This window comes from Pseudomonas sp. KH_021, from assembly GCF_057838865.1.
On record NZ_CM174477.1, the window covers coordinates 5,483,328 to 5,494,995 of the forward strand.

Sequence of the window (11,668 nt, forward strand, 5' to 3'; positions counted from 1 at the left end):
CCATGCATTCGATAGCACCGCACTGGCTGAACTTCATCGACGGCCAATGGGCCGACAGTGAGCAGCATCTGACCATCCACAACCCTGGCACCCGCGACGCCGTGGCGACCATCGCACAGGCCGGCGTGGCCGATGCCGAGCGTGCCCTCAAGGCCGCCCGGCGCTGCGCCGACAGCGCCGAGCTGACCCGTGTACGCCCTGCGCAGCGAGTCACTTGGCTGCTGGAAATTGCCGCACAGATTCGTGCAATAACCGAACAAGGCGCGTGGGTGCTGTGCCAGGAAAACGGCAAGAGCCTGCGTGATGCCCGTGACGAATTTGTCGAGGCGGCGCGTTACTTCGAGTACTACGCCGGCATGGCCGACAAGATCGAGGGCAAGTCCATTCCACTGGGCGACGGTTACATGGATTTCACCGTCTACGACCCCATGGGCGTATCGCTGCAGATCGTGCCGTGGAACTTCCCGGTGTCGATCTGCGCCCGCTCCCTGGCCCCTGCCTTGGCGGCAGGCAACGCGGTGGTCATCAAGTCGCCGGAGCTGTCGCCGCTGGGGCTGTGTGTCCTGATGCAGGCCATCGAACGTGCGGGCCTGCCAAAGGGCGCCGTCAACCTGATTTGTGGCCGTGGCCGTGAAGTGGGTGCCTACCTTGCTGGCCATCGCGACGTAGACCAGATCGTCTTCACAGGCTCTGTCGGTACCGGGCAGAGCATCCTGCGCACCGCCGCCGAACACGCGATTCCCAGTGTCATGGAGCTGGGCGGCAAGTCGGCCGCACTGGTGTTCCCGGATGCTGATCGCGAACAGCTACTGAACAGTGTGAAAAGCGGCATCTTCTTCAACGCAGGCCAGGTGTGCTCGGCCATGTCGCGCCTGCTGGTGCATCGTTCGATCTATGACGAAGTCGTCGCGAGCGTGGTGGCGATGGCCGAGGGGCTGACCGTTGGCCTTGGCCAGGACAACCCGGACCATACGCCGGTGATCTCTGCCGGCCAGCTTGAAGGCATCGAGACCCTGTGCCGACGCGCCCAGCAGGAAGGCGCGGTGGTCGCGACCGGTGGCGAGGCCATCAGTGGCCTGCGCGGACACTACATGGCACCGACCGTACTGCGCGATGTGACCCCGCAAATGGAAATCGCCCAGACCGAAGTCTTCGGCCCGGTACTGGCGGTGATCCCCTTCGACACCGAAGACGAGGCCATCGCCATTGCCAATGGCACCGTGTTCGGGCTGGTGGCGGGCGTGTTCACCCAGGACCTCAATCGCGCCCTGCGTTGCGCGCGGCGTCTGTGTGCCGGCCAGGTGTTCGTCAACGAATGGTATGCCGGTGGCATCGAAACGCCGTTTGGCGGCGTCGGGCTCTCCGGCTTCGGACGGGAAAAAGGCCAGGAAGCGCTCTACAGCTACGTCAGGACCAAAAACCTGGCCGTGCGTATCAAGGGCGAGTGAGGAGGTAGCGCGATGAAAACCTGGCTCTGCATCATCTGTGGCCTGATCTATGACGAGGCCAAAGGCTGGCCCGACGACGGCATTGCCCCCGGCACCCGCTGGGAGGATGTGCCCGAGGACTGGCTGTGTCCTGAGTGCAAGGTTGGTAAAGCCGACTTTGAAATGATCGAAATCAGCACCCCGGTGGCAGCCGTCGCCGCAGCCCCGATCATCCAGGCCCAGCCTGTGGTCGCTGCCCGCCCGGCACAACCTGTGGTCATCATCGGCAGTGGCCATGCCGGCTACGGCCTGGCACAAGCGCTGCGCAAAGCCGACCCGCAGCTGGAGATTCGCGTACTGACCCAGGAAGCGGGGCATATCTACTCCAAGCCTGCGCTGTCTATCGCGCTGGCTCAGGGGCGCACCGCCGCAGCCTTGGCCACCGAAAGCCCGCTGGCGATCGAACAGCGATTGGGCATTCGTATCTACACCGGGTGCCGGGTCGAACGCATCGATGCCAAGGCACGGCGCCTATACACCAGCCTCGGCGAAATGGATTACGGCCAACTAGTACTGGCCAGTGGTGCCTCTGCGGTGCGACTACCCATCGAGGGTTGCTCCGAGGCGCTGCTCAGCGTCAACAACCTGCAGGATTACCAGGCGTTCCGGCAACAGCTTGAAGGTGTGCGCAGCGTCGCGATTCTCGGCGACGGGCTGATTGGCTGCGAGTTCGCCAATGACCTGGCGAGCAATGGTTATCAGGTGCGGGTGATCGGCCTGGGCGCCTGGCCCATGGAGCGCTTGTTGCCCGAGGCTGCAGGCCTGCACTTGCAGCAGGCATTGTCGGCGCTGGGTGTGCAGTGGAACCTGCGTACCACCTTGCAGCGCATCGAACGCAACACAGATGGCTACCAACTGAGCCTGGCCGACGGTCAAACCGTTGAGGCCGATCTGGTGCTCAGTGCGGTGGGCCTGCGCCCCAACCTTGAGCTGGCCCTGGAAGCAGGCCTGGACTGCGGCCGCGGTATCAAGGTTGATGCCCGACTGCAGACCTCGCAACCGGGCATCTACGCCCTGGGCGATTGTGTCGAAATCGATGGCCAGTTACTGCCGTATCTTGCGCCGATCAACGAAGGCATTCGCGCGCTGGCCAAAACGTTGCTGGGCCAGCCGACCGCCGCGCACTACCCCTTGGCACCCGTGACGGTGAAAACCCCGGCCGCCCCGCTGTGCCTGCTGACCCCACCCAGTGACTGCGAGGGCCAGTGGCGTTGCGATACGACCAGCGATGGATTGAGCGCTGCGTTCCACGACCATTCTGGTGCCATGCGCGGCTTCGTCCTTCTCGGGCGTCAGGCACAACTGCAACGTCATTCCTGGCTGCAAAGCTGCCAGAACACCCAACTAGATGTGGCCTGAGGCCGAACAATGAACAGTATCGTCAATCTGCCTCACGATGATCGCAGCTGCGGCTGGTATGCCGCGCTGCCTGAACCTGCGCCGAGCAAGCGCCTGACCGGCGAACAGAACGCCGACTACGTGGTGATCGGTGCAGGCTTTGCCGGCCTTGCCGCAGCACGCCGCCTGGCCGAGCACCTGCCACAGTCACGCATCATTCTGGTGGATGCCCAGCGCATTGCCTACGGTGCCTCCGGGCGCAACTCGGGCTTTGTCATCGACCTGCCGCACAAGTTCGCGCTGGAACATCCCGATCCGCAGCACAAACAACGCCTGCTCGGCCTCAACCGGGCCGCCATCGATCAACTGCAAACACTGATCGGCCGCCACGGCATCGAGTGCCAGTGGTCCCATGCGGGCAAGTACCAAGGCGCCGTGGGAGCACGTGGCGAGGGCTATCTGGATCACTTCGAAAAGTTAATGGCCGATTTGGGTGAACCCTATCGCGTGGTCGGGCGCGACGAACTGGAAGGTGTACTCGGCAGCCGTTACTACAGCCGCGCCATCTACACCCCCGGTTGCTACCTGATGCAGCCCGCCGCCCTGGTGCGTGGCCTGGGCGACTCGTTGCCAGGCAACGTCGAGGTGCTTGAAGAGTCGCCGATCCGTACGCTGGAGAAAGACGCCAACGGCAAGTGGCTGCTGCGGGGTGACAACGGCCTGATCCGCACCCCGAAGGTGTTGCTGGGCACCAGCATCTTCACTCAAGAGTTCGGTTTCTTGCGTAACCGCCTCTTGCCGGTGATGACCTTCGCCAGCTGGACCCGGCCATTGAGCGACGCCGAGATGGCGGCCGTCGGCAGCCAGACCGACTGGGGGCTCACCCCTGCTGACCATGCCGGCACCACCGTACGGATGACCCAGGACCGGCGCCTGATTATCCGCAATACCTACAAGCACGTTCCCCGTTACGGCCGCAGCATCACCGATGCCACGCGCAACAGGATTCGCGAGGACCATCGCAAGGCCTTTGCGGCGCGCTACCCCCAGCTTGCCCAAGTGCCGTTCACGCACACCTGGGGCGGGGCATATGCAATTTCGCGCAACTTCACCAACTACTTTGGCCAGCTCGATCAGGGTATTTACGCAACGGCCTGTGACAACGGCGTTGGCGCGGCATGGGGCACCATCTCCGGCACGCTGCTGGCCGACATGGCAGTGGGCGCCGACTCCGGGCACCTGAGTGATATCCGCGCCGTGACCGGCATGCCGTCACGCAACCCGCCGGAGCCTTTTCTGGGCCTGGGCGTGCGCACACGGATCCGTTGGGCGGCATTCAACAGCAGGAGCGAAGTATGACTGGCGCAACGAGCGGCAAGGGCCCGGTGCTATTGGTCGATCACCGCGAGCTGGAGTTCATCCATCGCGCGGGTCCTCCCGGCAATGCGGGCGTGGCGCGCGCCATCAGCAATGAAGTGTCGCCAAACATGGGGGTCGGCTTTGCGCGTTGGGAAGGCGCCGAGGTGGCCTGGACGCTGCTTTATGACGAAGTGATTTTCGTCATAGAGGGCTGCTTTGAACTCAGGGCCAATGGCGAGGTGTATCGCGTGACGCCTGGCCAAGTGCTGTGGATTCCCGAAGGCACGGAGCTGGTGTACGCAGGTCACGCGCTGTTCGGTTATGTGGTTTATCCGGGCGACTGGAAACAGCGCCACGGCCTCGTCTGACTACCGACCAGCACTGGTCTGGGGAACCCGATTGATCGCACTTTCCAAAAGGTTCGGCACGATCTACGTCGCTACCTTGTTGATGCAGCTGGGCTCCAGCCTGCTCATGACCTACCTGGCCCTGCGCCTGGATGCATCAGGGGTGGCGCAGTTCTGGGGCGGTGCCCTGATGGCCGCCAACGCGCTGGGCATGGTGTTCGGTGGGCGCATGGGGTACGGCCTGATCGGCCTGGTCGGCCATGCACGCGCGTTTGTGGTGAGTGCCGGGGTGATCGTCACTGCGGTGCTCATGCATCAGCTCAGTGACGCCTTGGCGCTGTGGCTTGCGCTGCGGTTTATCGTTGGCGCGGCGATGATGTGCCAGTTGATGGTCATCGAGAGTTGGCTCAACGATTGCGCCCCTGCCACACGTCGAGGGGGCGCCATGTCGCTGTACATGATTGCAAGCTACGTCGGCATGATGCTGGGCCAACTGATGCTCAGCCTCGGGGATGGCCTGCACACCCTGGCCTTGACCGGCGTTGCCATTGCCTTTGCCATTGGCCTGATTCCCGTCGCCTTGCACAGTGGCTTGCAGCCGGGTTTCATCAGCCAGGCGCGAATCAAGCCGATGCTGTACGTGCGGCGCTTGCCTCAATCGTTGTTCACGATTCTGGCCTCGGGATTGTTGAATGGCTGTTTGTACGGGCTGGCGCCGATATTTGCTGCGCAACTGGGCTTTACCTCGGCGCAGGTCGGGCAGTTCATGGCCATCAGTATCGCGGCGGGGCTGCTAGCGCAGTTGCCTTTGGGACGATTGTCAGATCACTTTTCGCGCATCACCCTGATACGAGCGACTGCTGCGTTGCTGTGCGTGGCCTACCTACCGTTGGCCTTTGGGCTGGCAACAGGGCAACTGTGGATAATGCTGGCGGGCGCCGCCATTGGCTTTTTGCAGTTCTGCCTTTACCCGCTTGGCGTGGCCCATGCCAATGACAATCTGGAGCCCGAGCTGCGTGTATCGGTGGCCGGGGTGCTGCTGATGACCTTTGGCATCGGGGCGGCCATCGGGCCACTGGTGGCGGGGGCGATGATGGAGTATTCCGGTCCGCAGGCGCTGTATGTGTTCGGTCTTGGCGTGGCGGCGATGGTGACGTGTTTTACCCGGGAGAAACGCAGGATTGGCGCGTCGCTGGCTGGGGTGCCGTAACGGGAATCCAGTGTCCGCCTTGGTTTTTCCTTCGTTCTTGAGATCGAGCGCCGCCCGCGCGGCGCATCGCGGCTAAAGCCTGCTCCTACATTTGTTGCAACGCGCCATGGCCTGTGGGGTTGGGGTTGTTAGCCTTGGTGGTTCGGCTTTAGATCTATTGGGTTTCGGGGGAAATTGCGCAAGGCTGGCAACTCCTCTCTCACAGGCCATGGCACGTTGCAACAAATGTAGGAGCAGACCTTGGTCGCGATGCGCCGCGCGGGCGGCGCTCGATTCAGGCAACAGCACAAAACCCAAGGCAAGCACCTGGAAGCCTCGATACGCCCCCTTCATTCTCATGGTGAGCCCGTAAGGTACCTGCCAACAAATCGCATGAACCACATGAGGCCCAACACCAGGGTCTGAACTGGATCTATGCAGACGGCCACAAGCACCCGACCATGAACTTCTGAGGCAATTGCATCTCGTTAATTACAATCACAGAGAGTGCAAAATGAAGTTCAATTTTGTAGAAAACAGCAAGCTGAGCCGCCGCCGCGTCCTGCGCGACGGCATCACGTTGGCGCTGGCCGCTTCCCCCTTGGCGAACCTGGCCAACGCCGCCGCCGAAAACAATGCCATCGCCGATGCCGCCGAGGACGTCACCTTTGCCGCAGGCCCGCGCCCCTTGGTGCAGTACCCGCAAAAGCGCCCCTTGACCCTGGTCACCACGCGCCCGCCGCACCTTGAAACACCCTTCTCGGTGTTCGACGAAGGCCCCATCACGCCCAATGATGCGTTCTTCGTGCGTTATCACCTGGCCAATTTCCCGACCAGCATTGACCCGGACACTTATCGCCTGACCATCAAGGGTTCAGTGACCACGGAGCTTTCACTGTCCCTGGCAGACCTCAAGGCCCTTGGCGAACCGGTAGAAGTGGTCGCCGTCAATCAGTGCTCGGGTAACAGTCGCGGCTTTTCGATGCCGCGCGTGTTTGGGGCGCAATTGGGCAACGGCTCAATGGGCAACGCCCGCTGGGTGGGTGTACCGCTCAAGACGGTGCTGGAAAAAGCGGGGGTGAAAGCCGACGCCAAGCAAGTGACCTTCCGAGGCCTCGACAAGCCGGTGTTGCCGAGCACGCCAGAGTACATCAAGGCGCTGGACATCAGCCATGCCATGGATGGCGAACCGATGATCGCCTGGTCCATGAACGGCACCGACCTGCCGTTTCTCAACGGCTATCCGATCCGCCTGGTGGTGCCCGGCTATTTCGGCACTTACTGGCTCAAGCACCTGAGCGAGATAGAAGTCCTCGACCATACCTTCGACGGGTTCTTCATGGCCAAGGGTTATCGCCTTCCAGACAACGATTGCTACTGTGTCGCGCCGGGCACGGCGGCGGCGAAAACCCTGCCGATTTCCAAGCTGGCCATCCGTAGCTTCATCACCAGCGTCAAACACGGCGATGTGTTGCCGCGCAATAAAAGTGTAGTGCTCAAGGGCATCGCCTTCGACGGCGGTGATGGGGTCAACAAGGTGGAGCTGTCGATCGATGGCGGCAAACATTGGCAGCAAGCCCAGCTTGGCGAGGATCTGGGCCGCTTCTCCTTTCGCGAGTGGACATTGCCGATCACCTTTACCGACAAGGGCGCCACCCAGCTGATGGTGCGCGCCACTAACCGGGCGGGCGAGACGCAACCGTTTCGAGCCGACTGGAACCCCGCTGGCTATCGCCGCAACGTTGTGGAAACCAGCCACGTGACAGTCGCCTGAAGGAAGCTCGCATGAAACGCATGATCACCTTGTTGTGTGCCGCTCACCTGGGTTGGGCCGCCGCGGCTTACGCAGCACCGCTCTCGATCACCTTGCCGCCGGAAACCGCGGTGCTCAAACCCAACGCGCTGCCCGGCTATGCGTTGGCCCAGCAAAAATGCTCCACCTGCCACTCTGCGGATTACATCCAGTTCCAGCCGCCCGGCTTGACCCTGGCCCAGTGGACCGGCGAAGCCAGCAAGATGCAGCACGTCTACGGTGCACCGATCAGCGACCAGGATGTGAAAATGATTGGCGCTTACCTCGCGGTGGCCTACGGCAGTGCCAAGGAAAGTGATGCCGATGTGCAGGCGGCTTCCAGCCCGAAGGCGAGCGAGCCCCCGGCCGCGCCTTTGGCGAAAGTCGATGCCATGACGTTGCTCACCAACAACGCTTGCCTGTCCTGCCACGCGGTTGACCGTAAAGTCGTCGGCCCGGCCTATCACGAGGTGGCGGCCAAATATGCCAATGACCCGCAGGCGCTGGCGAAAGTGACGGCCAGCATTGAGCAGGGCGGAACCGGTAAATGGGGAAATATCCCGATGCCACCCTTCGCTCAGTTAAACGCCGACGACCTAAAGACCATGGCGACTTTCATTCTGCAGCAGTAAGGTCACTGTAGGAGCCAGCCTTGGCTGCGATGAACGCACCGCGGTACATCAGGCAAACCGCGGTGCGTTCATCGCGGCTGAAGCCGGCTCCTACACCAAAGGCATTTCAAAAAGCCCCGGCAGTGAACCCCAGATCAAGCTAGTGCCGGCGATCGCCATCAATACGAAGACCATCCAACGCACCGTGCGCATCGACAACTTCGGCGGATAACGGCGGACCAGCCAGCTGACCAGCAGCACCAACGGCAACGCTTCGGCACTCAATAACAACGTGGACGATTGCATCTGCCCTTGCGCTACGACCAGCCCAAGGCGAGCCGCCGCGTTGGCGGCAAATACCGTTATCAGGGTATTGCGGATAATTTCGTAGCCCAATGGCTGGCGATACAGGTGATACGCAATCGGCGGCCCGCCGCTGGAGAACAAGCCATTAAGCAGTCCACACAGGCCACCGGCCAGCCAGAATGAAGGTTGCCGGGACAGATGCGCTTTTGGTTTGTTTTGCACCACCAGCATAAGACTGGCCGCGACAATCAGTACACCGAGCAGAAGGCGAAGCCAGTTCAGTTGGCTACCACTCACCGCGCCGAGCCCCCACACGCCGAGGCTGACGCCCAGCAGACTGCTGATCAACACGGGCATCAGCACCGTGCGGTCCAACTGCGGCTTCGGCCCGCCCAGCGTACCCATGGCGTTACCCAGGGTGAGGATACTGATCACCACCGCGACCTCACTCAGCGGCACCATATGCAGGGATGCGACCAAGCCCATCAAGATCAAGCCGAAGGCAAAGCCGGTGAGGCTCTGGGCTACGGTTGCCAACGCCACACAACAGAGAAAAATCAGATGCACTTGCAGGCTCATTCCGCCTCCATTACTGGTTAAGCCAAAATGCCGCCGCACGGTCAACGTGTCGGCGGCAGTCTGGTGTTGAGGCGGGGGGCGATGCAAGTCACCCAGGAAGCTGGCTCATGCCAGCCATTTCACCGCAATTAGAATCAAAGCCGCGAGAAACACTGTTTCACTGACTAACAGGGTCGCCGGGCGCCAGCCCACTTCCAGCAGCGCCTTCAGTGAGGTTTTCATGCCCAGGGCGGCGATAGCGGTCACCAGGCACCAGCGCGACACATCGCCAGCAAACTCCTGCACCTGCGTCGAAGCGACGCCACTGCTGTTAATGGCGACAAACAGCACAAAGAAGATGATGAACAAAGGCAACGGCAGGGCCGCACGTGGGCCACCATCGCCGCGTTTGCGCAGCAGCAACGACAGACTGAAGACGATCGGCACCAGCATGGCCACGCGCAACAGTTTGACCACGGTCGCGGTATCGCCGGTTTCCTCCGACATGCTGTAGCCAGCACCGACCACCTGGGCCACATCGTGAATCGTGGCGCCGAGGAATATCCCGGCCTGATGGGCGTCCAGGCCGAGCCATTGGGCGATCGGCGGATAGGCGATCATCGCGATGGTGCTCAGCGCCGTCACGCTGATCACCGTGAAGATGATGTTGCGCTCACTGTCCTTGTCTTGCGGCAGTACCGCGGAAATTGCCAGCGCCGCCGAGGCGCCGCAGATGCCCACGCTACCGCCGCTGAGAATGCCGAAATCGCGAGACTGGCCCAGTAGCCGAGACAGGATGATGCCGAAAGTAATGGTCATGAAAACAGCACCGATCACCACCGCCATCAGCGTCCCCCCAAGCGAGAGAATCTGCTCGACAGTGATGCGCATGCCCAGCAGCGCCACGCCGCAACGCAGGATGGTGCTGGAGGTGAAGCGAATACCCGCGACCGCACGCCCCTCCTCGGAGAGAAAACCCAGAGCCATGCCCAGCAACAGGGCCATCAACATCACTGGCGCACCGTAATGCTCGGAAAGGAAAGAGGCACTGGCGGCGACCACCACCGAGGCAATGATACCCGGCAGTAATAGTTTGAGTTTCTGCTGACGGCTTACTAGCCAGGACACCGACGGCTGAGCCGTATCAAGCGACTGGCTGTGCACGGGGGGGATTGTGTGATGCTGTTTTATTGTCATGTGCTCAGCTACACCCTGTGGGTTTATGAAATCACTGAGTTGGATGCTAGAGAAAACGCCCCTCCCCCATTAGGACCACGTCAAAGCGGTCTTAGGGGCCAGCAGACACCTGCATCCTTGGACCCCGCGATGGTCACACCGGGGTTGCCTGATTTACCGCGGTGTAACCATCGCAGCCAAGGCTTGCTCCTACCCGCGATTCAACAGATACAGCGCGGTGACGCCATCACCCGGTAGGAGCCAAGTTTACTTGCGATGCAGGCACCGCGGTTTTACAGACACATCGCGGGCGAGCTCAAGGCTTGGCCCAGAACACAGCTGGCAGCTGGTGCTAATACACCTCGGCAGCAGCCCCTATAGTCATGCGCGCAGACCTTCGCAAATCGGAGAAATCACATGCCCCTGGATCACCAGCGTCTCGTCCAGCTCGCAGAGCACCTGCGTCAGCACTGGCCACAGCCGCATCCAGCGTTTGCCTCAGGTCTGGACGCGCGAAGCAGCGAGAACGCCCTGCTGTTGCAGTGCTATGGCAGCCTGGCCAAGGCCGCCAGCTTCGGCTGGCAAAACGCCGGCCGTACGCTGGTCGACAAGACTTACCTGCGCATTCTGAAGGACTGCTTCGGGCTGGATTTTCAGGGCTTTAGCGAGGATGAATTGGCCGCGCGCCTGGATGGCTTCATTCGCCAGGCGTTGGCTCCGCGCTGGCGGGAAATCGTCGCAAGTGGTGGCGCCGAAGGTCTGTCCTTGGCCACAGAGCTGCTCAAGGCGTGCAACCTGGCGTTGTTCGCCAGCGAACGCGTGCAACCGGCAACTGGGCAGCTGTTGTTCTATCTGTGCCCGCAGTTACCGCTACTACCGGGTCTGATCGATCCGCAACACAGTCTCGACAAACAGCGACAGATCTATCAGGACCTGCTCGCCACACTACCGGTATTACCGCGCCCACAGCAGTTCGCCGGTGACGCGCATCAGCAGGCGCTGATCCGCCAACTGATCGAAGGCAGTGACTGGTGGCGTCGACGGGTGTTGACCGCCTGGTAGAGGCGTCCATTATCCCAATCCCGTAGGAGCGACGGGGGCGCCTAGCCCTTGGTCGCGATGGCCGCACCGTGGTTTATTGCAAACTCCGCGGTGTGGCCATCGCGACCAAGGTCTGCTCCTACGGGGCCATTTCTGACCTAATTTTTCTGCCCTCAAGCCATCAGCATTTTCGGCAAAACCCAAGGCCAATCACCCAAGGCGCCTTTACCGCCGAGTCGGTTGGCAACACCTTTGTCGAAGGCCATAAAGTCAAATCCTGACCCAGAATATCTGGACCTCTTAAGTGAGCAGCATGGCGTCTCTTCGACGGGCTTTTATATGGTTTTCAAATTACTACATTCTGAAATGCGGAAATTTCCCACGTGATTAGTGAATTTTTCCGGCATTCATTCTTGCGCCCCTCTTGCTAGCTTGCTCGGCCAAACCGCTTGCTCTTGCCGTCA

10 protein-coding genes and 1 pseudogene are annotated in these 11,668 nt (G+C 61.4%); 9 read left to right on the forward strand and 2 right to left on the reverse strand.

Going from position 1 to position 11,668, the window contains the following annotated elements:
- Positions 1-2: 2 nt before the first annotated feature.
- From AC3IX4_RS25345 to sorB, 8 genes and pseudogenes are all read left to right on the forward strand, one after another.
- A complete protein-coding gene (locus AC3IX4_RS25345; RefSeq protein ID WP_489258067.1) occupies positions 3-1,448 on the forward strand; it encodes an aldehyde dehydrogenase family protein in 1,446 nt (481 codons plus the stop codon).
- A gap of 12 nt (positions 1,449-1,460) precedes the next feature.
- Positions 1,461-1,622, forward strand: a pseudogene (locus AC3IX4_RS25350) (rubredoxin); the annotation flags it as partial.
- Positions 1,611-2,846, forward strand: a complete 1,236-nt coding sequence (locus AC3IX4_RS25355) for an FAD-dependent oxidoreductase (RefSeq protein ID WP_489261365.1) — start codon at positions 1,611-1,613, stop codon at positions 2,844-2,846. The pseudogene AC3IX4_RS25350 and the gene AC3IX4_RS25355, both read left to right, overlap by 12 nt.
- A gap of 9 nt (positions 2,847-2,855) precedes the next feature.
- Positions 2,856-4,184, forward strand: a complete 1,329-nt coding sequence (locus tag AC3IX4_RS25360; RefSeq protein WP_489258068.1) for an NAD(P)/FAD-dependent oxidoreductase — start codon at positions 2,856-2,858, stop codon at positions 4,182-4,184.
- A complete protein-coding gene (locus tag AC3IX4_RS25365) occupies positions 4,181-4,552 on the forward strand; it encodes an ethanolamine utilization protein EutQ (protein ID WP_489258069.1) in 372 nt (123 codons plus the stop codon). The genes AC3IX4_RS25360 and AC3IX4_RS25365 overlap by 4 nt, the downstream gene beginning before the upstream one ends.
- Positions 4,553-4,583: 31 nt before the next feature.
- Positions 4,584-5,741: an MFS transporter gene (locus AC3IX4_RS25370; RefSeq protein WP_489258070.1), complete on the forward strand. Its 1,158-nt coding sequence runs from the start codon at positions 4,584-4,586 to the stop codon at positions 5,739-5,741.
- A gap of 493 nt (positions 5,742-6,234) precedes the next feature.
- Entirely contained in the window at positions 6,235-7,494 is a 1,260-nt protein-coding gene (sorA, locus tag AC3IX4_RS25375; protein WP_489258071.1) for a SorA family sulfite dehydrogenase catalytic subunit, read from the forward strand.
- An 11-nt stretch (positions 7,495-7,505) separates the two neighbouring features.
- A complete protein-coding gene (gene sorB, locus AC3IX4_RS25380; RefSeq protein WP_489258072.1) occupies positions 7,506-8,144 on the forward strand; it encodes a SorB family sulfite dehydrogenase c-type cytochrome subunit in 639 nt (212 codons plus the stop codon).
- Between the two features lie 90 nt (positions 8,145-8,234).
- Here the strand turns inward: sorB and AC3IX4_RS25385 are convergent, their stop codons facing one another.
- Positions 8,235-9,008, reverse strand: a complete 774-nt coding sequence (locus tag AC3IX4_RS25385; RefSeq protein ID WP_489258073.1) for a TSUP family transporter — start codon at positions 9,006-9,008, stop codon at positions 8,235-8,237.
- 105 nt (positions 9,009-9,113) lie between these two features.
- Positions 9,114-10,115 (reverse strand): YeiH family protein, encoded by a 1,002-nt coding sequence (locus tag AC3IX4_RS25390; RefSeq protein WP_489258074.1) that lies wholly within the window; start codon positions 10,113-10,115, stop codon positions 9,114-9,116.
- Between the two features lie 465 nt (positions 10,116-10,580).
- On the opposite strand from AC3IX4_RS25390, the gene AC3IX4_RS25395 reads away from it, so the two are divergent.
- Positions 10,581-11,225: a hypothetical protein gene (locus AC3IX4_RS25395; protein WP_489258075.1), complete on the forward strand. Its 645-nt coding sequence runs from the start codon at positions 10,581-10,583 to the stop codon at positions 11,223-11,225.
- Positions 11,226-11,668: the final 443 nt, after the last annotated feature.